Source organism: Bacillus sp. AFS023182, from assembly GCF_002560575.1.
In the GTDB taxonomy this organism is placed as follows: Bacteria; Bacillota; Bacilli; order Bacillales; family Bacillaceae_G; genus Bacillus_A; species Bacillus_A arachidis.
In genome coordinates this window covers 85,992-110,906 of sequence record NZ_NTRO01000023.1, presented here as the reverse complement: position 1 = coordinate 110,906, position 24,915 = coordinate 85,992, and the positions used below count along the sequence as shown (strand labels likewise).

At 36.0% G+C, this 24,915-nt stretch carries 24 protein-coding genes, 1 pseudogene, 2 riboswitches and 1 other annotated feature; of the genes and pseudogenes, 5 read left to right on the top strand and 20 right to left on the bottom strand.

Features of this window, described 5'->3' with window-relative positions; genetic code table 11:
* The 3 genes from CN288_RS13120 to CN288_RS13110 all read right to left on the bottom strand — a co-directional run.
* The coding region (locus tag CN288_RS13120) for an SH3 domain-containing protein (RefSeq protein WP_176527670.1) at positions 1-667 on the bottom strand (667 nt) is incomplete at its 3' end.
* A 257-nt stretch (positions 668-924) separates the two neighbouring features.
* Positions 925-2,355, bottom strand: coding sequence for a proline--tRNA ligase (gene proS / locus CN288_RS13115; protein ID WP_098302395.1), 1,431 nt, complete (start codon positions 2,353-2,355; stop codon positions 925-927).
* Between the two features lie 46 nt (positions 2,356-2,401).
* Positions 2,402-2,612, bottom strand: a binding site (T-box leader).
* A gap of 104 nt (positions 2,613-2,716) precedes the next feature.
* A complete protein-coding gene (locus CN288_RS13110; RefSeq protein ID WP_098302394.1) occupies positions 2,717-3,001 on the bottom strand; it encodes a YesK-like family protein in 285 nt (94 codons plus the stop codon).
* A 154-nt stretch (positions 3,002-3,155) separates the two neighbouring features.
* On the opposite strand from CN288_RS13110, the gene CN288_RS13105 reads away from it, so the two are divergent.
* Positions 3,156-4,469 carry an alkaline phosphatase family protein gene (locus CN288_RS13105; protein ID WP_026592544.1) on the top strand — a complete coding sequence of 438 codons (1,314 nt, stop codon included), beginning with the start codon at positions 3,156-3,158 and terminating at the stop codon, positions 4,467-4,469.
* 108 nt (positions 4,470-4,577) lie between these two features.
* Positions 4,578-5,861, top strand: coding sequence for an MFS transporter (locus CN288_RS13100; protein WP_026592545.1), 1,284 nt, complete (start codon positions 4,578-4,580; stop codon positions 5,859-5,861).
* Positions 5,862-5,940: 79 nt separating this feature from the next.
* On the opposite strand, the gene CN288_RS13095 is transcribed toward CN288_RS13100, so the two are convergent.
* The 5 genes and pseudogenes from CN288_RS13095 to CN288_RS13075 form a co-directional block, all read right to left on the bottom strand.
* The gene (locus CN288_RS13095; RefSeq protein WP_081811054.1) at positions 5,941-6,189 is read right to left on the bottom strand and encodes a helix-turn-helix transcriptional regulator; all 249 of its coding nucleotides are present in this window, start codon (positions 6,187-6,189) and stop codon (positions 5,941-5,943) included.
* A 60-nt stretch (positions 6,190-6,249) separates the two neighbouring features.
* Complete coding sequence (locus CN288_RS13090; protein WP_098302393.1) at positions 6,250-7,491, bottom strand: MFS transporter; 1,242 nt, start codon at positions 7,489-7,491, stop codon at positions 6,250-6,252.
* A gap of 63 nt (positions 7,492-7,554) precedes the next feature.
* On the bottom strand, positions 7,555-8,139 hold the full coding sequence (locus CN288_RS13085; protein WP_026592548.1) for a TetR/AcrR family transcriptional regulator: 585 nt from the start codon (positions 8,137-8,139) through the stop codon (positions 7,555-7,557).
* Between the two features lie 80 nt (positions 8,140-8,219).
* Positions 8,220-8,312, bottom strand: a pseudogene (locus CN288_RS13080) (histidine kinase); the annotation flags it as partial.
* 92 nt (positions 8,313-8,404) lie between these two features.
* Complete coding sequence (locus tag CN288_RS13075; RefSeq protein ID WP_026592549.1) at positions 8,405-8,647, bottom strand: hypothetical protein; 243 nt, start codon at positions 8,645-8,647, stop codon at positions 8,405-8,407.
* 145 nt (positions 8,648-8,792) lie between these two features.
* Between CN288_RS13075 and CN288_RS13070 the strand changes: the two genes are divergently transcribed.
* Entirely contained in the window at positions 8,793-9,110 is a 318-nt protein-coding gene (locus CN288_RS13070) for a hypothetical protein (protein ID WP_026592550.1), read from the top strand.
* 98 nt (positions 9,111-9,208) lie between these two features.
* Here CN288_RS13070 and CN288_RS13065 read toward each other — a convergent pair whose 3' ends face one another.
* The 6 genes from CN288_RS13065 to CN288_RS13040 all read right to left on the bottom strand — a co-directional run bounded on the left by CN288_RS13065 (position 9,209) and on the right by CN288_RS13040 (position 14,719).
* The gene (locus tag CN288_RS13065; protein WP_098302392.1) at positions 9,209-10,750 is read right to left on the bottom strand and encodes an ABC-F family ATP-binding cassette domain-containing protein; all 1,542 of its coding nucleotides are present in this window, start codon (positions 10,748-10,750) and stop codon (positions 9,209-9,211) included.
* A 326-nt stretch (positions 10,751-11,076) separates the two neighbouring features.
* Positions 11,077-11,847: a hypothetical protein gene (locus tag CN288_RS13060; protein WP_141527963.1), complete on the bottom strand. Its 771-nt coding sequence runs from the start codon at positions 11,845-11,847 to the stop codon at positions 11,077-11,079.
* 62 nt (positions 11,848-11,909) lie between these two features.
* Positions 11,910-12,659: an ABC transporter ATP-binding protein gene (locus CN288_RS13055; RefSeq protein ID WP_026592553.1), complete on the bottom strand. Its 750-nt coding sequence runs from the start codon at positions 12,657-12,659 to the stop codon at positions 11,910-11,912.
* Positions 12,656-13,654, bottom strand: coding sequence for an ABC transporter substrate-binding protein (locus CN288_RS13050; protein ID WP_098302391.1), 999 nt, complete (start codon positions 13,652-13,654; stop codon positions 12,656-12,658). Before CN288_RS13050 ends, CN288_RS13055 begins: the two co-directional genes overlap by 4 nt.
* Positions 13,651-14,427, bottom strand: a complete 777-nt coding sequence (locus CN288_RS13045; protein WP_026592555.1) for an ABC transporter permease — start codon at positions 14,425-14,427, stop codon at positions 13,651-13,653. The genes CN288_RS13050 and CN288_RS13045 overlap by 4 nt, the downstream gene beginning before the upstream one ends.
* Positions 14,399-14,719: an MTH1187 family thiamine-binding protein gene (locus tag CN288_RS13040; protein WP_006093425.1), complete on the bottom strand. Its 321-nt coding sequence runs from the start codon at positions 14,717-14,719 to the stop codon at positions 14,399-14,401. Before CN288_RS13040 ends, CN288_RS13045 begins: the two co-directional genes overlap by 29 nt.
* Before the next feature lie 104 nt (positions 14,720-14,823).
* A riboswitch (TPP riboswitch) is annotated at positions 14,824-14,925 on the bottom strand.
* Positions 14,926-15,158: 233 nt separating this feature from the next.
* Here CN288_RS13040 and CN288_RS13035 point away from each other — a divergent pair.
* The gene (locus CN288_RS13035) at positions 15,159-16,472 is read left to right on the top strand and encodes an anaerobic C4-dicarboxylate transporter family protein (RefSeq protein ID WP_026592556.1); all 1,314 of its coding nucleotides are present in this window, start codon (positions 15,159-15,161) and stop codon (positions 16,470-16,472) included.
* Between the two features lie 72 nt (positions 16,473-16,544).
* On the opposite strand, the gene ilvA is transcribed toward CN288_RS13035, so the two are convergent.
* From ilvA to thiM, 6 genes are all read right to left on the bottom strand, one after another.
* On the bottom strand, positions 16,545-17,753 hold the full coding sequence (gene ilvA / locus CN288_RS13030) for a threonine ammonia-lyase (protein ID WP_026592557.1): 1,209 nt from the start codon (positions 17,751-17,753) through the stop codon (positions 16,545-16,547).
* A 247-nt stretch (positions 17,754-18,000) separates the two neighbouring features.
* Complete coding sequence (locus tag CN288_RS13025; RefSeq protein WP_026592558.1) at positions 18,001-18,762, bottom strand: hypothetical protein; 762 nt, start codon at positions 18,760-18,762, stop codon at positions 18,001-18,003.
* 17 nt (positions 18,763-18,779) lie between these two features.
* Positions 18,780-19,295 (bottom strand): hypothetical protein, encoded by a 516-nt coding sequence (locus CN288_RS28305; RefSeq protein ID WP_155924337.1) that lies wholly within the window; start codon positions 19,293-19,295, stop codon positions 18,780-18,782.
* Between the two features lie 136 nt (positions 19,296-19,431).
* The gene (locus CN288_RS13015) at positions 19,432-20,571 is read right to left on the bottom strand and encodes a WXG100 family type VII secretion target (RefSeq protein ID WP_026592560.1); all 1,140 of its coding nucleotides are present in this window, start codon (positions 20,569-20,571) and stop codon (positions 19,432-19,434) included.
* Positions 20,572-20,777: 206 nt separating this feature from the next.
* Complete coding sequence (gene thiE, locus CN288_RS13010) at positions 20,778-21,440, bottom strand: thiamine phosphate synthase (protein WP_303745779.1); 663 nt, start codon at positions 21,438-21,440, stop codon at positions 20,778-20,780.
* 6 nt (positions 21,441-21,446) lie between these two features.
* A complete protein-coding gene (gene thiM / locus CN288_RS13005; RefSeq protein ID WP_026592562.1) occupies positions 21,447-22,256 on the bottom strand; it encodes a hydroxyethylthiazole kinase in 810 nt (269 codons plus the stop codon).
* Between the two features lie 69 nt (positions 22,257-22,325).
* Positions 22,326-22,435, bottom strand: a riboswitch (TPP riboswitch).
* 283 nt (positions 22,436-22,718) lie between these two features.
* Between thiM and CN288_RS13000 the strand changes: the two genes are divergently transcribed.
* Positions 22,719-24,908 (top strand): DNA topoisomerase III, encoded by a 2,190-nt coding sequence (locus tag CN288_RS13000; RefSeq protein ID WP_098302389.1) that lies wholly within the window; start codon positions 22,719-22,721, stop codon positions 24,906-24,908.
* Positions 24,909-24,915: the final 7 nt, after the last annotated feature.

Below are 24,915 nucleotides of genomic sequence, written 5' to 3'. Positions count from 1 at the left end.
CTAGGATTGTTACTTTTTCACCATTTTTCAAGTTTCCAAGGATTGCACTGCTTGTATTCGCTTGGCTTCTTACTCGCAGACTTGTTGCGTTAATTGTTCCACTTTCTTGGGTACCATTTGTAATGTTTCCTGGCTTCTCTTCTTGTTTCTCTGATTCTAGCTTTACAAATTCTAACGAGATGTATCCTTCTCTTCCTTTATAACTAATCTTCGCCCATCCATTTGCTTTTCCTAGGATTGTTACTTTTTCATTTTTTGTAACATATCCAACAATCGAACTTCCCAAAACAGGATTATTTCTTACATTTAACCGTGTTGCTGTAACAACACCTGTTTCTTTTTTTTCACTATTAATTGTTGGTTGTTGTTTTGTTTCAACATTTGGCTCTGATACTTTCATCTTTAAAAATTGTAATGAAACATAGCCTTCTTTCCCATCATGAGAAATTTTAGCCCAATCTTTTTCTTTTCCTAAAACCTGTACTGTTGTCCCTTTCTTTAATTTTCCCACAACTTTACTTTGCGTTGTCGGCTGTTCACGTATATTCAAATTCGTTGCATTCACTATCGCTGAATTTTCCTCTTGTGCAAAAGCATTTGTGGAAATAAGAGATGCTGCAGTCGCTAAAAATGTAGTTGTTATGATTTGTTTCGTTGTTTTCCTCATTTATTTATAAGAATATAAATACTTTTATATTCTTCAACCCTCCCTTGCCAAACTCAAATTACTATTTAATCTTAACACATCCACTACCGTTCCTTTTCGGTATTGCTCTATTTGTTCGTAGAAAACGAGTGAAATAATGAAAATAACATCATTTCATCCCACAAAATATATACTGTAAATTGAAACAAACATATAAATAGACCTTTATCTCAAATTTTTCAAATTCGAAATAAAGGTCTATTTGAAAACTTATATAATTAATACGCCTTGCCCCAATACACCATATGCTCTGCTTTTTTACCACAGCATATACATTCTTGTGCTAATTCTTCTTGCTCAAATGGTATACAACGCGATGATACGCCTGCTTCTTCTTTTAATTTTTCTTCACACGCAAGCTCACCACACCACATCGCTTTGATAAATCCTTGTTTTTCATCAGCCGCTTGCTTCATTTCTTCAAAGGTTGTAACACTATACGTGTTTTCATCGCGAAATGCCTTGGCTTTCTTCAATAAAGAATCATGAATCTCACTCAGTAATAATGTGATACGCTCTTCCAATTGATCCATTGATACGAACTCTTTTTCCTTCGTATCTCGTCTAACAAGTACTACTTGATTCTTCTCTATATCTTTCGGACCAACTTCTAATCGAATTGGAACCCCCTTCATCTCATACTCATTAAATTTCCAGCCTGGTGTTTTATTGCTAGCATCTATTTTTATGCGGGCAACTTTTTGAATACGCTCTTGTAACTGGATTGCCTTTTCTAATACCCCTTCTTTATGCTGAGCAATTGGTACAATGACAACTTGTATTGGCGCTACTTTTGGTGGCATCACTAGTCCATTATTATCGCTATGAACCATAATAAGTCCACCGATCATTCTAGTTGATACTCCCCAAGATGTTTGATGTACATATTGCCATTTTCCATTACGATCTAAAAATTTAATGTCAAACGCTTCAGAGAAATTCGTACCGAAATTATGAGACGTTCCTGTTTGAAGTGCTTTTCCATCATGCATTAAACTTTCAATCGTATATGTTGCTTTTGCCCCTGCAAATTTTTCTTTTTCCGTTTTCTGCCCTTTAATTACCGGAATTGCTAAGTAGTCCTCACAGAAAGAAGCATATAGTTTCAAAATGTTTAAAGTTTCTTCTTGAGATTCTTCTGCCGTTTCATGAATTGTATGACCTTCTTGCCATAAAAACTCGGTTGTGCGAAGAAATGGTCTCGTCGTTTTCTCCCAACGAACAACTGAACACCACTGATTGTATAATTTCGGTAAGTCATTATAAGACTGAACAATTTTTGAGAAATGCTCGCAAAATAATGTTTCAGATGTTGGACGCACACAGAGCCTTTCTGCTAACTTCTCATCTCCTCCATGTGTAACCCACGCTACTTCAGGAGCAAACCCTTCCACATGATCCTTCTCTTTTTGAAGTAAACTCTCTGGAATAAACATTGGCATATACACATTTTCATGACCAGATTCTTTTAATTTCTCATCCATCACTCGCTGCATATTTTCCCATAATGCGTATCCGTATGGCCGTAAAATCATACAGCCTTTTACACTTGAATAATCAACAAGCTCTGCTTTCTTCACAATATCGGTATACCACTGAGCAAAGTCTTCTTCCATTTTCGTAATGGCTTGTACTTGTTCTTTTGCCATATTCATTCTTCCTCCTTTAGAAAATAAAAAAAGCCCGTGTCCCCAAAATAGGGACCGAGCTTTTGCCGGCGTTACCACCCTGATTCATGTACAAATAAATTTGTACATGCTCTCTTTTTGATAACGGGAACTTCCCGCTGCACATGCAGAACGCAAAGGTAGGTTCCATATCGCCTTTTTAAGAATCTCGCAGCCAAATGGATTCTCTCTCTGCAAAAAAGGTGGGACATGTACTAATCCTTTTTCATCGTTATAACAAGATAAATTTGTTGAATATCATAATATAAATTCCATTTTAAAACAATAGCTAATTTTCTTATTTTTATATATTCTTTTCACTTTTTTCTGTTTTATACTAAGTCTACACATAGGTTTTTCGAAAGAGTTTCATAATTTGATGAGTAATCATACCGATAAGTGTTCCCACTAAAACAAAGAAACATGCAATACCGTAACCCATTCCATCCCATCCGCCAATAGCGAAGATTGTAACTGGAAAGAAAGCTAAACAAATAAGAATTAAAATAAGTGCAAATATAATATCAAACGATTTCTGTGGAAATTGCTTCTTTAATAAAAATGAAACAGTAAATACAATAAAGATTGTCACAGCTCCAATTATAAAAAACACTTCAAATCCATTCATGCCATTCCCTCCTTCCATTCATTCCCTTATAATTTATTATATATTTTAAAATTCTAAAAATAAACAATAAACTTTCTTTAAGAATAAGTTTTTGTGACCAGGTATTAATAGTAATATATGATAATAGATTATATATAATTAGGAGGGATATATAATGGAAAAGCCATTAACAAACCATGTAATTGTTTTATCTTTTGACTGCTTATCAGCTTTAGATCTGCCTATATTACAAGAGCTCCCTCACTTTCGTTCTTTAATCAAACGAGGTGCAATTGCAAAAAAAGTAGAAGCCATTTATCCTTCTGTAACATATCCCAGTCATGCCACGATCGTAACTGGTAACTATCCTAACAAACATGGTGTTGTAAATAATACATTACTTCAGCCCGGCAAGGAATCACCAGATTGGCATTGGTATCGTCGTTCTATTAAAGGAACAACATTATATGACGAGGCACGAAAAGCAAATTTAACAACTGCTGCCCTTTTATGGCCTGTTACCGGAAGAGCAAAGATTGACTACAATTTACCTGAAATCTTTCCAAATAGACCGTGGCAAAATCAAATTCTGGTTTCATTATTTAGTGGCAGCCCATTGTATCAACTAGATTTAAATCATCGTTTTGGCCATATTAGAAACGGATTGTCACAACCTGAACTTGATGATTTCGTTCTCGCTTCCGCTGTGTACACCATTCAAACAAAAAAACCTAATGTTATGTTTGTTCATTTTACAGATTTAGATACACAAAGGCATTATTACGGATTTTCTTCTAAGGAAACAAGGGCTGCTATCCATAGGCACGATGAAAGACTAGGAAAAATTATTCATGCATTGAAAGATAGTAACATATACGAGGAATGTACCATTATCGCCCTTGGTGATCATAGCGCTCTAAGTGAAAACAAAGCAATTCAACTAAACGTTCTTTTTCATCAAAAGGGACTCATCTCTGTTAATAAAAAAGGAAAATTACTAGATTGGAAAGCTTATTGTCAAAGCTGTGATGGCTCCGCTTACGTGTATGTAAAGGATAAAAATGATATCCACACTATACAAACTGTCCGACGTCTTCTTGACGAACTCCTTCAAGATAAACAAAATGGAATTGAATTTATACTCCATGATGAAGATGCAAAAGACCGCGGTGCAGATGCAAATTGCCTTTTTATGCTTGAAGCACGTGAAGGCTATTACTTCACCCAAAACTATACAGGAGACTTTATAAAGGAAATCACGGAAAAAGATGTAACCCCTAGTAAAAAATACACGTTTGGTGCACATGGCTATTCTCCAATAAAACCAAACTATGAAACCATCTTCATGGCTGCTGGAAAAGGCATTCGTCAAGGTACGATTATTCCCTATATGCGTCTCATTGACGAAGGACCTACCATCGCACGGTTACTCGGATTACACCTTGGTGAAACCGATGGAACTGTAATAGAGGATTTACTTCAATTGTAAAGAAATGTGTATATATGTAAAAATTACGTAAAACTTATCTCTGTTTCTCTTTTTACAACTTTTATTTTTGTACACTATTGTTAGAACAAACTTAAGGAGGAACACTATATGAAGAAAATGTCCAGGCAAGAAAAAAGCTGGATATTGTATGACTGGGCAAACTCGGTATATTCTCTCGTCATTACAACTGCACTATTTCCTATTTATTTCAAAGCTGCAGCAAAAGAAGCAGGTCTGTCCGGAGCGACCTCAACAGCTTTTTGGGGATATGCAAATTCTTTCGCTACGCTTCTAATTTCTATCCTTGCCCCTATTCTCGGTACAATTGCCGATTATAAAGGATTTAAAAAGCGCTTTTTCACATTCTTTTTTGGACTCGGTATTATATTTACAAGTATGCTAGCTGTTGTGCCAACTTCACAGTGGTATTTACTACTAGGTTGCTATATGCTCGCCTTAGTTGGATTTGCTGGAGCAAACATTTTCTATGATGCATTTTTAATAGATATCACAACAGAAGATCGAATGACTCGGATTTCGACTCGGGGTTTTGCATTAGGCTATATCGGAAGTACAATTCCTTTTATTGGATGCATGACTCTAATTATCCTTGCTCAAAAAGGAACAATCCCATTATCAGTTGGTATTGCCAGTCAAATTTCCTTTGCAATTACAGCTCTTTGGTGGGGATTATTTACGATTCCGATGCTCAAGAATGTGGAACAAACGCATTATATTGAACGTCACCCAAAACCCATCACAATGAGCTTTAAGCGCTTAGCTAATACCTTTAAAAATATCCGTCAATATCGCACTGTATTTTTGTTCTTGCTTGCTTATTTCTTCTACATTGATGGCGTCGATACAATTATTACAATGTCCACAGCTTATGGCACAGACCTTGGTATCAGTGCGACAAACTTACTTATTATTTTATTTGTAACACAAATTGTCGCTTGTCCATTCGCCTTGTTGTATGGGAAACTATCTGAAACGTTCAAAGACAAGAAAATGATATATGTCGGTATTATTATTTATATCATTATTTGCATATATGCTTATTTCTTAAAAACAACTCTCGACTTTTGGATTTTAGCAATGTTAGTTGCAACTTCTCAGGGCGGGATTCAGGCACTCAGTCGCTCCTATTTTGCAAAGTTGGTACCAAAAGAATCTGCAAACGAATTCTTCGGATTCTATAATATTTTCGGTAAGTTCGCAGCTATTATGGGACCCCTATTAGTCGGTGTAACAACTCAGCTAACTGGAAGAACAAATGCTGGTGTACTAAGTATTATCATTTTATTTATACTGGGCGGATTCATACTAACACGCGTACCGGAAAATGTGGCTTCTGTTACACCACCTACTCCAAAATCAGAAACACTATAAGAGAAAATGTCCCTTTCTGCATGCAGAAAGGGACATTTTCTCTTATTCCATCGATACCTTTTCACCACTAAAATTTTCACTACTTATACAAAAATAATTGATCAACCGTCGTCCCTAATACTTCTGCTAAACGAAATGCCAAGGCTAAACTTGGATCATATTTATTATTTTCAATTGCATTTATTGTCTGCCTTGATACTTTACATTTATCAGCTAATGCACCTTGTGAAATATTATTTTCAGTGCGTAATGCGCAAATTTGATTTTTCACATCATTTCTCCTAACCTGTAAAATCCTTTTTACAACATCAGTATATATTCGGTACATATAGTTGTCAAAAAATTCCCATACAAAAAAGAGCCTAAGGCGTCTTTTCCAGTAAAATTCCTACATCAAAGAATCCGTAATCCCCTTTTGATTCGTATCCTCTTTTTTATTTCTGGCTTCTTCATTTATTCTCATACGTAAAATTGGCAAAATCGCGAGTAGAATAAGTGACATCGCTATACAAAATACAATAATAAGTGAGGTCGCTTCTTTTAATCCCCCAGCTAGTGAATTTCCAAGTAACATAGTTCCCATAAAAAGCGGTAAAATCGTACCATTTACACGCCCTACCATATTCTCTGGTACAAGCTGAATCATAAGCGTTCCAACAACAACGTTAACACAAGCTAAGCAAATTCCCGTTCCCAATCGCATCAAACTAGTAACCCAAAATGATGTAGACAGTCCTTCTACTAGAAGTGACGTAGCCAATACAATCATACCAAACACAAACATTTTTTTCGGATGTACCTTTGAAGCAAAAACTGGTGCAACGACGCCTCCAATTAGCATACCTATCCCGTCAGCTCCTGCTAAATATTGAACGGCCTCCTTTTCCATACCTAATCGTTCAATAACAAGAAATATTTCTAATGGATTTGTTAGCCCTACTGCTAAACCCATAATTGCAAAAGTAATTGTAATCATACATAAATTTTGGGTTTGAAGGACATATCTCCAGCCCTCTTTTATATCATTCCATAATGAAATACTCTCCGTTCTCTCTTTTTCAACCCATCTGGGTAAACATGAAAGAGTAATAGCAGATAACACGAATAAGCCGATTAAACTATATAGTGATGCGAACAATCCAAGTTGTGTATATACAATCGAACCTACAACCGGACCAAAAATTAGAAATAACGACTGTAGCGTTTGGTTAATAGCAATTGCGTTTGCAACATGTTTTTCTTCTACGTAACGTTTAAATATACGTGACGATGAAGGCTGAGAAAATTGCCCAACAATTGCTGAAACAAGAGTTGCAAAAAATATAGCCTGCCAATAATCCATTTTTAACAGTGAAATAATCCCTATAATGGATAACATACTTAGCATATCTCCAGCTACCATCGTTCTCTTAGGATTCCAACGATCTGCTAGCGCACCACCAATGAATGAAAAAATAAAAATAGGTGCATATTCCATAACCGATAATAATGAAACTGAAACAGGATCATTATTTGTTCGCTCCATAATGAAATACAACAATGCCATATTTCGAATCCAAATCGCAAACTGCTGTAAAATATCAGACGCCATAACAAGCATAAATGCCCGATTTTTAAATAACTCTTTCATGTTATTCCTCCCTTTATAAACCGACCGTTCAGTCTAAATTAATATGAAAGAAAAGCTGCTGATTTATGATTCAGCTGCCAGTCCTTGTAATAATACATCAATTGCTTTTTTGTAAATTCGCTTCATTTCTACAGAATCTAACTCGTAGTAAAGTACACCAAGCCCAGATAGTAAACCATTCACAATATACATAAGATCCCGGATATCTCCTTGACGGAATTCTCCAGATTTTATGCCTTCTTCAATTAATTTCTCAAAAACACCATATGATTCTCTTGCTAGAACAAGCATTTCATCTAAAATCTCTTTGCTTACAACTTGACTCATGGAAAACTCTTCAACTGCACTAAAAATAGGATGCTGTGTATCCTCTACATGGTACTCTGCAAGTCCATATAATTTCTCGGTACTCGTATGATACTGTTTTTCTTTTTCATTCCACTTTTCAAGCCAATCATACGTATGTTGTCTTACCACGAATAAAAATAATTCTTCCTTACTTTTAAAATGATAATAAATGCTACCTTTACTACGTTCTGTAATTTCGCAAATGTCTTCCATAGATGTTGCAGCGTATCCTTTTTGTGAAAATAACTCTTCCGCTTGGTACGCTATTTCCTTTTTTATCTCTTCTGCACTCTTTCTCATGTTCACACCTCACAAAACCGACCGTTCAGTCTAATAATAACAAATATAAAACCTCTATTACAAGAGGCTATATTCCTTATTTAGGAAAATGTATTTTCAAACCAGATTCGAGGTGTATGAATAACTCCAATCTTAAAACCAAGTTTGACAATACATACTCCACCGGCAACTAATCAAACGTTTGTTTAGCTGATTCTATACGAGTTCAAGTCCACTAATCAAACGTTTGTTTAAAAAGAAATACGCCCATAAAGAGCGCTTCTCCTTAATCTCCACCGCCGCCACAGCTACCGCCGTCACCGCCTGAAAAACCGCTATCGCCTCCAAAAGAACTTCCGCAATCATGTGAACTATCATTATCTGATCCTGCAAAGAATACTGGTGTAGAAGCAGTACTATCACCATTACCTGTTTTATAAAGATTTACTTTTCGTTTATTTTTCTTGATCGATTTGGCAATCATTCCAATTAATACTAAAAATAATAATGTTGCTATCACAAAACCCACATAATCCCCCCTTACATATTTTTACTATTATTTTACATGAAAATTTTAAATGGTACCACAATATGGTATACAAATGATACTCAGAATTAATATACTAAATAACAGTAAATACTTTATACATACAAACGAAAAGAGGTTACATTGTATGCACGAAAATCATGCTATACAAACTCTACTATTATCCCAGATAGAAAAGCTAGCCCAATCCTTTCATTACGATTTTTTATATGAGGTTGCACAACAAAAAACGCTCTGCCAAATTCTTTTAAGAGATGATAATGGATCAATTGTAGCAACACCACTTAGTTTTCATATGTTAATAAACGAAGTTGCTGGGAAAGGTGAACTGATTTTTTATCACGAACATGGTGAATTTCATCGACAAAAATTTGACATTTATACGGAAGATAGCATTGTTAAATTGCTACTATTCATCCAAGAACGATTACAAGTAAACCAGTAAATAATACGAAAGCAGCCACGTAACACGTAGCTGCTTTCATAATTTCTCACTAAAATAATCTATCCCTCACCCATTACACTTCCAAATAAATTTCCCTCTTATCTTTTAGTAACATCCATTTCCTCCAGATTCCAAACTCGAGTCACCCAAGACTCATAAAAAGAAGGTTCATGAGAAACAAGTAAAATCGTTCCCGTGTATTGCTCTAATGCTTCCTTTAATGCCTCTTTCGCATATATATCTAAATGATTCGTTGGTTCATCTAAAATTAAAAAATTGCTTTTCATTAGCATCAGCTCACATAAACGTACTTTTGTCTGTTCTCCGCCACTTAAAGAACATAGAGATTGCCGAATATGATCTGCCTTTAACCCACATCGTGCTAAAGATTGCCGAATTTCTTTTTGCGTCATATCCGGACGCCTTGACCATACTTGCCCAAGTGGTGTAATTTCAGCTGCAAAATCTTCTTGCGCAAAATATGCAGGCTGTACTCTCTCTCCAATATGAACTGCTCCGCTTAATGGTTCTAGTTGCCCTAGTAACGTTTTTAACATTGTTGTTTTTCCAATTCCATTATGACCAACAATTGCAATCTTTTCGCCTCTTTTCACTTGTAAATTAAAAGATGAAAATAATGGTTCCGCATAACCAATTTGAATCTGTTTTGCTTGTAATATACGGCTCACAGGCTCAGTGTGAATGCTGAAATGAAAATACGGCTTTGTTACATCGTTAGGCTTTTCAACCTTTTTTATTTTCTCCAATACCTTTTCACGACTTTTTGCTTGTTTCGCTTTTCGAATTTTATTTTTTTGGATAAAACTCTCTAAATTTGCAATGTCTTTTTGCTGTCTTGTATAAGCTACTTGTAATTGTTGCTTCTGAAGTTGGTAGCTTTCTAAAAACCTTTCATAATTTCCTGCGTATCGCTTTATTGTTTGCCCTTCTAAATGATAAATAACATTTGTAATGTGATTTAAAAATGATTCATCGTGTGAAACGACAATGTAAGCATGCTCATACGCTTGTAAATATGCCCTTAACCAATCAATATGAACTGTGTCTAAATAATTCGTTGGCTCATCCAGCAATAAGACATGTGGTTTCTCTAAAAGAAGCTTTCCAAGTAATAACTTTGTACGCTGGCCGCCACTTAGTTTTGAAACATCTTTTTTTATACCTAAGTCTAATAAACCTAAGCCAGCTGCTACTTCTTCTATTTTTGTATGAACTTGATAAAAATTTGAGCCTTCCAATATATTTTGTAATTCTCCATATTTCACTAATAACTTTTCTAACTCCGTTTCCTTTCCCATCTTTTCAGCAAGTGTTACCATTTCACGTTCAATTTCATAAAGATGAGAAAAAGCGCTTTGTAAATATTCTTCAATCGTTGTTCCCTCTTGTAAATCAATATGTTGCTGTAAGAAACCGATCTTCACATGTGGAAACCATTCAATCGTTCCAGCATCAGGCAAAATTTCTCCTGTTAACAGCCGAAGCAATGTTGACTTTCCTGCACCATTATTTCCAACAAGTCCAACATGCTCCCCTTGTAATAATCGAAAACAAGCATTATATAAAATGGTTTTATCTCCATACGTATGCATAAGATTTTCTACTGTTAATACGCTCATTTTTGTTCTCTCCTTTTCTTTATAACTAACAAGCCAAATAGAGAGAACAGCAAAATAAAGATCTTATTTAATTGTGTATACATGAAAAAATGGGTAAGGTGAATACACCTTACCCATTACAATTTCACTTTATTATCGTAAAAAAGGATTAAGGTTCTTTACCTGCTGTCTTCAATTTGGCCTAAACTTTAAAAATGGGCAGACTCCTCCCATATCAAGCTAAAACCATTTGAAGAACAGTTGATAAAGTCATTTTATCCTTTCACTCCTTTGTAAATCATTATTGTTCTATAACAAGCATATACCATGCTCTTATATTTTATTCGTTATAAATCTGTTTGTTCCTCTTTTTCACTAAAAATTTCTTCATACATTTTCTCCATTACATATGGACTTGTAAAATCAAAAGTTAATGATTTCCACATATGGATTCTTCTCTGCAATTCTACTCCATACTCTTTACTTGCTATCTTCTTTACTTCTGGAACGTGCTCTTCTTCCTCAAATTGTTTTACCGACTTCTGTTCACCTGTTGTATAATCTGTTAAACAGCTGATAACTCCTCGGCCATGTTCTTGTGATTGTTCTTCTAAATCAAACAGAATTGTATGTATACATCCAGTTACAAGAAACATTTCTCGATGAAGATTTCCTCTTGCTTGCTTATTCATCATTCGATAAAAAGTATTTTTCAATTCATAAAACGTATCTTTCGTATCAAATTCATCATATTTCTTACGAAGCAGCATAATTTTGGCTAACTCCGCTCTTGCGTCCATACATTTTAATAAATCTGTTACGAAAGACATCGCATGCTCTACGTATCCTTTTTGAATCATAGAATCTGTAAATTCATCGAATATCTGCTCGAATTTCCCTACTAAAAAATTCCCCGTCAATTCTGGTGTTTCTTCTAAAAATTCGTTACGTAATTTCATAAAGTCAACTAGCTTTTCCACTTCTTCTGCTGTTACATCGGAATCTTCCACCAAACCAAGCTGCATCATGCTAATCTTGTTCTTCAATTGCGGCTTTATCTCTTCTACACTATTTACGTTTAATTCATCTATCATTTGTTGAATTGTTTTATCCATCATATCTCCTCCATACAAAAAGCCTCTTAACAATCATTATACCAAAAATTGTTAAGAGGCTTTTTTTACTTCCGCATATAAGGAGCTAATATCCCTAAAATCTCTGCTTTATCTTCTTTTAACTCAAGGGATGTTAACATATCCATCGTTCGAGGACGAGGTAAATTAACCTTCACCTCACCTACAATTGTTGCTGGTCTTTGTGACATAATGAATACACGATCAGATAACAGAATCGCTTCATCTAAGTCATGCGTTACCATTACAATCGTTTGCTTCTCTTGATGCCATGAATCTAAAAGCCAATGATGCACTTCCATTTTTGTAAATGCATCTAACTTACCAAACGGTTCATCAAGTAACATAATCGGCTTTTCACATAAATAAGTACGAAGAAAACTAATCCGCTGACGCATACCACCAGACAATGCATCTGGATGATGATTTGCATATTCAGCTAAACCAAACTGCTGCAAGGCTTCCATTCCTTCTGCAAGTCGCTCTTTCTTTGGCTTCCCATCAATTTCTAATGGAAGAACAATGTTTTGTAGTGCTGAGCGCCACGGAAGCAATAGATCTTGCTGCGGCATATAGCTTACAATATCCTGTTTTTGAACAAGAGTATCGTTGTAAATTACCTGACCACTAGTCGCCTCTTCAACGCTCGCAATCAGATTTAATAACGTACTTTTCCCGCAACCACTTGGGCCTACAAATGAGACAAACTCACCTTCTTGTATAGAAGCGCTAATCTTTTCTAGTACATTTTTTCCATCAAATGCTTTCACAACATCTTTTATTTGTAATCCGCTCATTTTTCACTTGGAAGGAATTCATTTGTAAATGCATCTTTTACATCAATTTTCTTTTTAATCACTTTATTATCGTGTAAGAAATTCATGTAATTCGTCCAAACTTCTTCCTTCTGTACTCCCCATGCTTTCGCATCATCTTGATACTTCGTGCTTAACCACTTTTGACTCTCTTGTACTAACTCTTTATTAATGTCCGGTACATTTTTTATTAAAATATCAGCTGCTTCTTTTGGCTCTTTAATTGCAAAGTTATATCCCTCTGCCGTTGCGTTCATGAATTTTTTCACAAAATCCTTATTTTGTTTTGTGTTCTTTTCACTTGTGATAATGACAGGGCTATAGAAATCTAATGCTGGATCTAGATCTTTTACCATGATTGTATTTAATTCTTTTCCTTGTCGTTTTGCTTCAATACCGTCCCAGCCATAATAAATCCATTCAAAATCTGCATCTCTACCAATTGATTTAAAGAAATCTGTTTGTCCAAGAACGATCTTTTCTACTTTATTAAAATCAGCTTGATGTTTATTCATAATTGTTTTCAGTGTTGCTTCTTCTGCTGGCGCTCCCCAACCCCCATAACGCTTTCCTTCAAAATCTTTCGGAGAAGTAATATTATCTTTTTTCAACGATGCAAATGCAGATGTGTTATGTTGAATAATTGCTCCAATCGAAACAACTGGTATTCCTTCAACACGAGCTGATGTTACATTTTCTTGATAACTCACACCGAAATCCGCTTTTCCTGATGCAATCATTTGCTCTACCGATACGTTATCACCAGGCTGAATAATTTCTACATCTAAACCTTGCTTTTTATAGTAGTCTTTCGTCTTTGCTACATATAAACCAGTATGGTTTGTATTTGGAAACCAGTCCAAAACAACTTTTACTTTCTTTTCCTTATCTGTACTCTCTTCTTTCTTCGCTGCATTACAACCGACAACACCAACTGCAAGTATTGCGGCTAGCATAACTTTCAAACCTTTTTTCATTTTCTGCCGTCCTTTCTGTATATCCATGGTGCTGTTAGTCTTGCCATAAATTCTACAATAAAATACAAGAACAATGTGACCATGACAATAATTGCTGCGATACCAAATACACGAGCTGTTAAAAAGGATTTTGTTGCACGCGTAAGCATGACACCTAATCCTTCACTCGCACCAAGCCACTCCCCAATAATTGCTCCCATCACACTATATGTAACAGCTATTTTTAGTCCTGAGAAAAAATACGGGAGCACAGCTGGGAATTTTACCTTCTGATAGATTTGCCATTTCGACGCTCGCATTGTTTGTAGTAACTTGAGCATATTTTTATCTACTGTTTGAAAACCTTCTAAAATACTAAGAGCAATTGGAAAGAAACAAACAAGAATAACGACCATCACCTTTGGAAGCATGCCATATCCAAACCAAATAATAAATAAAGGTGCTAGCACGACAATCGGAATGGTTTGTGAAATAACGAGTAACGGATTAATTAACAAACGAAACAATGGAATAACGTCCATAATAATTGCAATACTCGTTCCAAGTAAAATCGCAAAGAATAATCCGATGATAACTTCTTGCAATGTTTGTATTATATTTGGTAGTAATAAATCCTTCATTCCAATCAGTTCCTGTACAATAGCAGAAGGTTTAGGCAAAATCCACTGTTCAATTTGAAATAATGAAACAGATCCTTCCCATATGGCAATGAGAAGGATTAGCCAAAGCGCTGTAATTGTTATATTAGATCGTTTCTGGTTTTTCATATTCATCACGGTACTTCCAAACTTTCTCATCAATCGTTACACCAGTGCTTGGACGATAATGAATTTTAATAGACGTAATCACTTCTTCTGCCCCAGCATCAACACAAGCTTGTTGTGCACGTTTGATCACGTCGAGAAGCACATCTAATTCTCCTTCTAGCGTTGTTTCCATCGCACCTACTTCATAACGAACACCAGATTGTTGTACGACTTCAATTGCTTTATCAACAACGGCATACACATCTTTCGTTTTTGCTTGTGGTACGACTGAAAATGAAATGGTAACTTGTTGTGACATACTAAAATCCCCCTTGCAAAATATGTTTTGTAAAAAGAAAAGGCTTTCCCACGAAATACGTAGGAAAGCCTTGCATGCAAGTTATTATACAATAACATCTGCTTACATCACTTTAAGTAACTCCCTACGCTGGCATTATCCAGATCAGGTTGAGGGTCGATGCTCACTTACATCCTCTCAGCCAATTGGCTCCCCGGTTTTAATTCGTTTTCATTGTAGCATGATTTATTTTTTCAAACAAACAAATCACATTTTTTCATCACTTTACACTTAATTTTCTTGAAATAATGTCACAAAATGTAGTGAATGTTACTTTTTACGTGTTATATAATAAAAAAGGTTTATATAACAACTTTCTCTTTGTTTAATTTAATAATTATCAGTTGAATTTAAATTATTCAAAAATATCTTACCATATGAATTTCGGAGGTAGTTTATCATGTTTTGGCTACAATTTCTTACCTTGCTTCTCTGTATTTTTATCGGTGCACGCCTTGGTGGAGTTGGACTAGGAGTAATGGGCGGAGTTGGTATGGCAATACTCGTATTTGTCTTCCACTTACAACCAACAGCTCCTCCTATTGACGTTATGCTGATGATTTTAGCAGTCATTACAGCTGCGGGTGCCCTGCAAGCTGCGGGTGGAATGGATTATCTTGTCCATCTTGCAGAAAAAGCACTACGTAAAAATCCAAAGCGCATTACATTCTTTGCTCCTATTGTAACTTATTTATTTACGTTATGTGCTGGAACTGGTCACGTTGCCTATTCTGTACTTCCTGTTATCGCAGAAGTATCACGAGAGTCAGGAATTAGACCGGAACGCCCAATGTCCATTGCCGTAATCGCTTCACAACAGGCAATCACAGCAAGCCCAATCTCAGCTGCAACTGTGGCCCTATTAGCGATGCTAGCTGATTATAAAATTACATTGTTAGATATTTTAAAAGTAAGTATTCCTTCTACTTTTATCGCTTGCATGCTAGCTGCTTTCGTTGCAAGCAAAATGGGTAAAGAGTTAAATGAAGACCCAGAATACTTAAAACGATTGAAAGAAGGCATGATTCCGAAACTTGAAGAAAAGAAAGAATTTATCGGTGCAAAAGGTGCCAAGTTATCTGTTATTCTTTTCTTATTCGCTACACTTTTTGTTGTCCTTCTTGGTTCATTCGAAGCACTTCGTCCAGGATGGATGGTAGATGGAAAATTAGTTCGTCTTTCAATGCCAAATACAATTGAAATGGTTATGCTTACAATTGCTGCTCTTATTATTATCTTCTGTAAACCAAATGTAGAAAGCATTGTATCTGGTAATGTCTTTAAAGCAGGCGCTACAGCTGTTGTTGCAATCTTCGGTATCGCTTGGATGGGAGACACATTCTTCAACGGAAACTTAAATACGATTCAAGGATCGATTCAACACTTAGTAACAAGTGCACCATGGTTATTCGCTATTGCATTATTTATTCTATCTATTTTACTGTATAGTCAGGCAGCAACAGTACGTGCGTTAGTGCCACTTGGATTATCACTTGGTATTTCACCAGCACTTCTTATTGCGATGTTTCCTGCAGTAAACGGATATTTCTTCATTCCGAACTACGGAACAATTGTTGCTGCGATTAACTTTGATCGCACAGGAACAACACGTATTGGTAAATATGTATTAAATCATAGTTTTATGATTCCTGGTTTGGTTGCAACATTTACCTCCATCGGAATTGGAATGCTACTCATTTCAATTATGTTTTAACATATAAAAGCACAAATTTTTTTCGAATAAAGTTTGTGCTTTTTCATTTAATCAAACGTTTGTTTAAATTTTTCATTCAATAATTTCTACGTTATACCCTTTCTTTTCTATCCCACTTAATACTTCTTCAATATGATTTTTATCCTTCGTCTCTAGCGATAAATGAAGCTGCGCATAACCTGGGAATACCTTTGTTCCAATCCGCTCTAAATGAATATGCAACACGTTTGCTTCAAAACTTGTTACAATTTCCAGTAAGTGTTGCAAATGTCCTGGTTTATCTTTAATCATCGTTGCAATATGAACGAATCGCCCTGCTTCAACCATTCCATGTTCAATAATACGAGTAATGAAGTTTACGTCGACATTACCTCCGCTTAATATTGACACAACTTTCTTCTCTTTCACAGGTACTTTTTGATAAAGTAAAGCCGCTAATGAACTAGCACCCGATCCCTCTACTAATAGCTTATTGCGTTCAAGTAGCATTAGCATCGTTCGCGCTATTTCCATTTCATCCACACAAAAAATACCATCTACGTAACGCTCTACAAGCTGAAAAGTATGCTCTCCTGGCCTTTTCACCGCGATTCCATCTGCCATAGTTGGTGAAGATTCTACTGTAATTACTTTCTTTTCTTCGATAGATTGCTTCATACCTGGACAGGCAAGTGCTTGTACACCATATATTTTCACCGATGGCTTTTGCTCTTTAATCGCCATCGCAACACCTGCGATTAAGCCCCCGCCTCCAATAGGACAAATAACAGCTTCTACATCATCAAGCTGCTGCAAGATTTCTAAGCCTACGGTACCCTGACCCGCAATCACCGCTTCATCATCAAACGGATGAACAAATTTCGCTCCCGTTTGTTCTTTCAAGTCTAGCGCATAAGCTAAAGCATCATCAAATACATCCCCTTGTAATTCCACATGTGCACCATATCGCTTCGTCGCCAACACTTTACTAAGCGGTGCACCTTTTGGCATCACAATCGTGCAAGGAATGCCAAGCATATTACTAGAATAGGCGACTCCTTGAGCATGATTTCCAGCTGACGCAGCAATGACTCCATTCTCCATTTCACCTTTATCAAGAGAAACCATCTTATTATAAGAACCACGCACCTTAAAAGAACCCGTCTTTTGCAAATTTTCCAGTTTTAAATACACTTCATTCTTTGATAATTCACTAAATGTACTTGAATAATCTAGTGGTGTCATATGTACAATGCCTTTCATTTTCTCATGAGCAGCTATAATGTCTTGTAAAGAAATCATGTTGTCGCCTCCGAAACAATATATGTTCATACACGTTAGTTTGAGCGGCACCAATGTTTTTATGCTGAAAAGTAAAACTTTAATCCGTGGAATTGCTTCCCCTGACTATTTCTATCTCATGAATTAAAATTTTGTTGAACATCAATCTCTCACTTCACCGCCTTGTTTTCCAAAAAAAATGTAAGATAAGAATATTAATGCACCAAAATTCCTGCTAAAACCCTTACTTCTGTAAAAACTACATACATCAAATATGAAATGTATAGTACCTTTGTAATTGAAAAACCTTTACCGCAATATAACCACATAATAAAGCTGTATCTTCAATGACTCCTTGAATTGCCATTGAGATTTTCAATATAAATTCTTCATAGCTGCCTCTTTTAAAAGATATAGAACTAAGAGCGTCTTTAATTAGACCTCTTCTTTGGTCTAAGGCAACTTGTAAAACCGCTTGAACCCAAACAGCAAAAGCAGGTGCCTCTTGAATAATTGGTTGTGCAATATAATACCCCATACCTGGCTGAATATCTTCATCTACTGCCATTACAAGCTGTTTTTCTCTTTCTCTCACATACCCTGAATAACTACCTTCAAAAGTTCGAATAATATGTAATAATTCATCTATTTCTCCGTCTCTTGTCACCAAATCTGCTTCTAGCATGCAGAGCGTTCCCATAAAGTCAAATACTACTTGTTCTCCCCATGACTGTAATATATATATCGCATTTGTTGCCGCTTCTTCTAATGATTCAGCCTCTTGAACTTTTTCATTTAATTCTTCTACTAACGGTTCTGCTTGAATCCATTCCCCTGTGTATCGGTGTAAATACCAAAATAAACCCATCCATACATTTTCATATAGATAATTAACTTCTCGCACAACCTCTGGTCTTAAAGACTGATTCTCCACTGAATCCCCTTCGAATAATTGCTGTACAATTTCTTCTATATTATCTGGATTACTTTTTAATGCATCATCTATTTTTATAATGTCATGCTTAATCAAATTTCTCCCCCCCTAAATTAAAACCCATTAAATTTTGGATTGCCCTTTCCAAAAGCATCAAAATTCGGATGATCAATTTTATAATGTGTAGCTTGAAAAAACATTGAGAGTAATAAAAGTCCCACCGATAATATTCCTAATACAATTCCACCGCCTACATGTTCTCCATATCTTCCCTGCAGCTCTGTATTTAAAAAATGTCCCGCAAACCCTGCAGTTCCCCCCCCTAAAAAACCTAATCCATAAATAATTTTTCCAATTACTGTTTTAGGATTTATTGCTTCTTTTAAAATAATTCCCCGGAATTTATAACCTATTATTTTACATATCAGAAAACACCCTACCATTCCAACACCAATTTCCCACATACTTCCCCATCTATACCACGTTGCCATCAAAGTAAATATGCAAGATAAATCAAACTGAATAATACCAAAATAAATTCGCCAGCCTAAATACTTCTCCCACTTAAATACATAAGAAAGTACAGCTAACAAAAAGTTTAAAAGCAAGCCAGAAATAACATATAACATACTATCCGGCCATGTCACTAAACATGCACACCCAAAAACGAACGGAAAAAAAACACTATAATAAATCCCTTTATATAGCCTTATATCTTTTTTTGTGTTCAAATTTTCACTTCCCTATATACGTTATATAAATCTTTCAAGAGAAGATTGAGATTACGGATTTTCCAATTGAATTTCCAATTCCTTTTACTTTATCTGAAATCGAATTTCCAACATTTTTTATAACTGCTGATGAACCTTTTAGAAAATCATTTACTCCTTTTTTAACAGTATTATCTATAAAGTTTCCTACCCCTCCAGAAGATAGGATGTAACTGGCACCTAAACCAACCAAGAAACCAACTGCTGTTCCAACCCCTGGAATTACAGAGCCAATTGTTGCCCCCATCAAGGCCCCTGATGCTGCAGTTGCAGCTGCCCCAGCAGCTACAGATACGGCTGCCCTGCCTAAATCCACAGTAAGTGCAGATGCATATTCAGTACTTAGTAAGCCTTTTCCATTAGACAAATATTCTTTTGTTGTACCACCTACAGTTAATAAGGTCCCAAATAAACCTTTCCCTTTCATAATATTTTTTATCGCTTCTACACTTTTACCTTTTTTAAACAGACTCGTTACATCAAAGCTTTCTTTTAACGCACCTTTCACACCATTTCCCAAACTATAATATTTTCCTACTTTTGTATTATCATAGTTATATCTTGTCCCATTTAAACCAGATGTTTTCTTCCACCCTAAATACTGCCTATCTACTATTTTTAGAAAAAAACCTGCACTTTTCTTTAATTTTCCTCCATCTGAAAATCCAGTAAATGGTCTTTTTTGCCCATATAAGTATGTTTTTCCCTTCACAGCATCCGGCTTTATCTTTAAGCCTTTCGCAATTGAACCATATCCAGGTATAATCACTTTATAGTAGGCACCACTTAATGTTTTATATAATTTCCCTAAACCTAACGCATTATCTGCATTTAAATTAGAAATGCCCTTACTTTTCTGCTGTGAAAGTGCCCCTTCTCTATCTGCTTTCTCAAACTCTTCAGCCTTCTGTCTTAGTTTATCTCCGAGCTCATAATATTGCTTACTAATATTTTTAGCCACAGTAGAAGCTTGTTGCATTTCATGTTCAATCCGACTCCTTACCTTTACTTCCCATTGTATTTGGGCATACGAACTTCGAAGTTGTCCATCTGTTTGTTCGATAAAGTAAGCAAACTCCTGTATCTTCTTTGCTAACTGATATAATTTCTCTGGTGTTACTATAATTTTTGTCATCTTGGCAATCACCTTTTTTCAAAAAAGATAGAATAATCAGTTTTAATAAACCGATTATATCATACCATTTTTTGCATTTCCATAAAAAGGAATAATATAATGATATACAATTTCATATATGTATTAAAATGACACTCGCGCTCTCAAAATAGCTCATTATTATATAAGAAAAGCAGCTTATTTCTTTTTAAGCTGCTTTCTCTTTCTTATTTATTTACTTGTTCCATAAGTTTCTTCGTACTTTCATAAGGTGAATCTGCTAAACTTATCGCTGAAATAATGGACACTCCATCTGCCCCTGCCTCTATAACAGAAGCGGCGTTTTCAGTTGTAATTCCACCAATCCCAACAATTGGGATCGTAATTCCTGACTCTCTAAAATGACGCAACCCCTTCGTTCCTTGTACTGCTTTTGTATCCTTTTTCGTGCTTGTTGGAAAGATAGGCCCTACTCCTAAATAATCCGCTCCGTTTGCAATCGCAAAACGCGCTTCTTCTATCGTATGGGCAGATACCCCAACAATTTTATCTCCCATTTTTTCACGAACGGATGTAATTCCTTCATCATCTTGGCCGACATGAACACCATCTGCATCTAATTCAATTGCTAATTCCACATCATCATTCACGATAAAAGGTACATCATATTCTTTACAAAGCATTTGTAGCTGCTTAGCAAAATGCACTCGTTCTTCTCCAGCTAAAGCTCCTTCACCTTTTTCACGAAATTGAAAAAGGGTCACTCCACCATCTAGCGCTTCTTTCGTAACTTGCAGTGGATCCTTTTGGCAGTTATTACTTCCCATAATAAAATAGACTTGTAATAACTTAGATATTTGTTGTCTATCTATGCGTGGCATTTCTCTCATCCCCCCTTAGCGAACCCCTTCCACTTCTCCATATTGTTCAACGTCATTTGCAGTAACATTAGCTAGCTGATTCAAAAATTCAATTTGGAAACTCCCTGGGCCTTGCTCTACCGTTTTACTTGCAGCGATTTCTGCTGCTACACCATAAAATGTTAATGCAGCAACTGCCGCTTTCACATAATCTTTTTCAACTGCTGCGAATGCTCCCATTACAGAAGTTAATAAACAGCCTGTTCCTGTAACTTTCGTTAAAATCGGATGGCCGTTACGAATGATAACTGTTCGCTCACCATCTGTTACAACGTCTTCTTTTCCAGTAATCACCACCACTGTATCTAGTTCATCCGCTGCTTGTTTCGCAATTCCTACAACATCACCGTTTCCAGTTCCAGCATCGACGCCTTTAATTTCCCATTTCTCATTAATTACATTGGCAATTTCCGCTGCATTTCCGCGAAGCATTGCTAATTTCACTTCACTCGGAATATATCTTGCTACTTCTGTTCGATAAGAAGTAGCCCCTGCGCCAACTGGATCAAATAATACTGGTACATGATGTGTATTTGCAGATTTTCCAGCAATGAGCATCGCTTCCACTTCTTCAGGACGAAGCGTACCCATATTTAGAACGAGCGCTCCTGCAATGCTAGCCATTTCTGCCACTTCTTCTTTTGCATACGCCATCACAGGTGATGCTCCTAATGCAAGTAAGCCATTGGCTGTAAAGTTTGTCACAACGACATTTGTAATATTATGCACAAGAGGATTAGCCCCTCTTACTGTTTCCACTACTTTTGCGATTTCTTGTATATTCATTCTCTTCATCTCCTAACTTAATAGTGGGAGATACACAAAAAGACACTTTGCGTATGCAAAGTGCCTGAACATGTGCTGTTACACTCTCCCTACGCTGGCATTATCCAACAGGTTCTAATGGTCAACGACAGATTAGTCGTACTCTCAGTCTGCATCCGCAAACTCCCATGTGTTCTTATTCATCTAATTCAGAGTCTACTCTTATTCTAATAAAATAACAAGTTTGTATATTTTTTATCTTTATATTTAGAAAGATATTTTGGCACATCATCTTTTATCACTTCCACCACTTCGCCACAACACGCTTTGATACTTTTCCATAAAAACGAAAAACATCCCCCTACTATTCAAAGATGTAGAGTATTTAATGACTAACAAAAGGTTAGAATCTTCAACATAACTGAATCAAAAAAGGATGTATGCTATATTTAACTTATGGAAATTTGAAAGGATGTTTTAAATATGGCAAAAAGTGTTGTAATTGCTGAGAAACCTTCTGTCGCACGTGATATTGCACGTGTACTACAGTGTGATAAAAAAGGTAACGGTTATCTTGAAGGTAATAAATATATCGTTACTTGGGCTTTAGGGCATCTCGTTACATTAGCAGACCCAGAAAGCTATGATATAAAATACAAAAAGTGGAATCTAGAAGATTTACCAATGCTACCTGAACGTTTGAAATTAACAGTGATTAAGCAAACTGGCAAACAGTTTAATGCCGTTAAAAGCCAACTAATTAGAAAAGATGTAAATGAAATTATTGTAGCTACAGACGCAGGTCGCGAGGGGGAATTAGTCGCCCGGTGGATTATTGATAAAGTTAAAATTAATAAACCTATCAAACGTCTATGGATTTCATCTGTTACCGATAAAGCAATCAAAGACGGATTCGCAAACTTAAAACCAGGTAAAGCATATGACAATTTATACGCTTCAGCTGTCGCTCGTTCAGAAGCTGACTGGTACATCGGCCTAAATGCAACACGTGCATTAACTACAAGGTTTAATGCTCAACTAAACTGTGGTCGTGTACAAACACCTACTGTGGCTATCATTGCAGGTCGTGAAGATGAAATAAAAAACTTCAAAGCACAAACATACTATGGTATTGAAGCTCAAACAGCTAGCAAATTAAAGCTAACTTGGCAAGATGCGAAAGGCAATAGTCGTAGCTTTAATAAAGAGAAAGTCGATGCCGTTGTGAAAAAACTCGACAAGCACAATGCTACTGTCGTTGACATTGAGAAAAAGCAGAAAAAATCATTTGCTCCTGGTCTTTATGATTTAACAGAGCTACAACGTGATGCGAATAAAATTTTTGGTTACTCTGCAAAAGAAACGCTAAATATTATGCAAAAATTGTATGAGCAGCACAAAGTATTAACGTATCCTCGTACAGATTCACGTTATATCTCATCCGATATTGTCGGAACACTTCCAGAACGTCTAAAAGCGTGTGGAGTAGGAGAATATCGTCCTTTAGCTCATAAGGTTTTAAATAAATCTATAAAAGTTTCTAAGGCATTTGTTGATGATAGTAAGGTAAGCGATCATCACGCAATTATCCCAACGGAAAGCTATGTGAATTTCTCAGCTTTCACAGATAAGGAACGCAAAATTTACGATTTAGTGGTAAAGCGCTTCTTAGCAGTTTTATTCCCAGCCTTCGAATATGAACAACTAACATTACGCACAAAAATTGGTGATGAAACATTCGTCGCACGCGGTAAAACAATTCTACATTCTGGTTGGAAAGAAGTATATGAAAACAGATTTGAGGATGATGATGCAGGTGAAGATTTAAAAGAGCAAATTTTACCTCGTATTGAAAAAGGCGATACATTAAACGTCAAACTAATTGCACAAACATCGGGTCAAACAAAACCACCTGCACGCTTTAATGAAGCAACATTACTTTCAGCGATGGAAAACCCAACAAAATACATGGATACACAAAATAAACAACTTGCTGACACATTAAAGTCAACTGGTGGATTAGGTACTGTAGCCACACGAGCTGATATTATCGACAAGCTATTCAATTCATTCTTAATTGAAAAACGTGGTAAAGATATTCACATTACATCAAAAGGCCGTCAGCTACTTGATTTAGTACCGGAAGAACTAAAATCTCCTACACTAACTGGTGAATGGGAGCAAAAACTTGAAGCGATCGCAAAAGGTAAATTAAAAAAAGAAGTATTCATTGCTGAAATGAAAAGCTATACGAAAGAAATTGTTACTGAAATTAAAGCGAGCAATAAAAAGTATAAACATGACAACATTTCAACGAAGTCTTGTCCAGACTGCGGTAAACCAATGCTTGAAGTAAACGGTAAAAAAGGCAAAATGCTCGTATGCCAAGACCGCGAATGTGGACATCGTAAAAATGTATCTCGTACGACAAATGCCCGTTGCCCACAATGTAAGAAAAAATTAGAACTACGTGGTGAAGGTGCTGGCCAAATTTTCGCGTGTAAGTGCGGATATCGTGAAAAGTTATCCACTTTCCAAGAACGTCGTAAGAAAGAATCAGGTAATAAAGCAGATAAACGCGACGTTCAAAAATATATGAAACAGCAACAAAAAGAAGAAGAGCCATTAAATAATGCACTTGCAGAAGCGTTAAAGAAATTAAAATTTGATTAAACAAAAA

Bases quoted from the DNA above. Each gene is read 5' to 3' on its own strand.
- proS (WP_098302395.1), bottom strand. From the start codon at position 2,355: ATGGCAAAAGAACAAGTACAAGCCATTACGAAAATGGAAGAAGACTTT.
- CN288_RS13110 (WP_098302394.1), bottom strand. From the start codon at position 3,001: ATGAATGGATTTGAAGTGTTTTTTATAATTGGAGCTGTGACAATCTTT.
- CN288_RS13105 (WP_026592544.1), top strand. From the start codon at position 3,156: ATGGAAAAGCCATTAACAAACCATGTAATTGTTTTATCTTTTGACTGC.
- CN288_RS13100 (WP_026592545.1), top strand. From the start codon at position 4,578: ATGAAGAAAATGTCCAGGCAAGAAAAAAGCTGGATATTGTATGACTGG.
- CN288_RS13095 (WP_081811054.1), bottom strand. From the start codon at position 6,189: ATGTACCGAATATATACTGATGTTGTAAAAAGGATTTTACAGGTTAGG.
- CN288_RS13090 (WP_098302393.1), bottom strand. From the start codon at position 7,491: ATGAAAGAGTTATTTAAAAATCGGGCATTTATGCTTGTTATGGCGTCT.
- CN288_RS13085 (WP_026592548.1), bottom strand. From the start codon at position 8,139: ATGAGAAAGAGTGCAGAAGAGATAAAAAAGGAAATAGCGTACCAAGCG.
- CN288_RS13070 (WP_026592550.1), top strand. From the start codon at position 8,793: ATGCACGAAAATCATGCTATACAAACTCTACTATTATCCCAGATAGAA.
- CN288_RS13065 (WP_098302392.1), bottom strand. From the start codon at position 10,750: ATGAGCGTATTAACAGTAGAAAATCTTATGCATACGTATGGAGATAAA.
- CN288_RS13060 (WP_141527963.1), bottom strand. From the start codon at position 11,847: ATGATGGATAAAACAATTCAACAAATGATAGATGAATTAAACGTAAAT.
- CN288_RS13055 (WP_026592553.1), bottom strand. From the start codon at position 12,659: ATGAGCGGATTACAAATAAAAGATGTTGTGAAAGCATTTGATGGAAAA.
- CN288_RS13050 (WP_098302391.1), bottom strand. From the start codon at position 13,654: ATGAAAAAAGGTTTGAAAGTTATGCTAGCCGCAATACTTGCAGTTGGT.
- CN288_RS13045 (WP_026592555.1), bottom strand. From the start codon at position 14,427: ATGAATATGAAAAACCAGAAACGATCTAATATAACAATTACAGCGCTT.
- CN288_RS13040 (WP_006093425.1), bottom strand. From the start codon at position 14,719: ATGTCACAACAAGTTACCATTTCATTTTCAGTCGTACCACAAGCAAAA.
- CN288_RS13035 (WP_026592556.1), top strand. From the start codon at position 15,159: ATGTTTTGGCTACAATTTCTTACCTTGCTTCTCTGTATTTTTATCGGT.
- ilvA (WP_026592557.1), bottom strand. From the start codon at position 17,753: ATGATTTCTTTACAAGACATTATAGCTGCTCATGAGAAAATGAAAGGC.
- CN288_RS28305 (WP_155924337.1), bottom strand. From the start codon at position 19,295: ATGTTATATGTTATTTCTGGCTTGCTTTTAAACTTTTTGTTAGCTGTA.
- CN288_RS13015 (WP_026592560.1), bottom strand. From the start codon at position 20,571: ATGACAAAAATTATAGTAACACCAGAGAAATTATATCAGTTAGCAAAG.
- thiE (WP_303745779.1), bottom strand. From the start codon at position 21,440: ATGAGAGAAATGCCACGCATAGATAGACAACAAATATCTAAGTTATTA.
- thiM (WP_026592562.1), bottom strand. From the start codon at position 22,256: ATGAATATACAAGAAATCGCAAAAGTAGTGGAAACAGTAAGAGGGGCT.
- CN288_RS13000 (WP_098302389.1), top strand. From the start codon at position 22,719: ATGGCAAAAAGTGTTGTAATTGCTGAGAAACCTTCTGTCGCACGTGAT.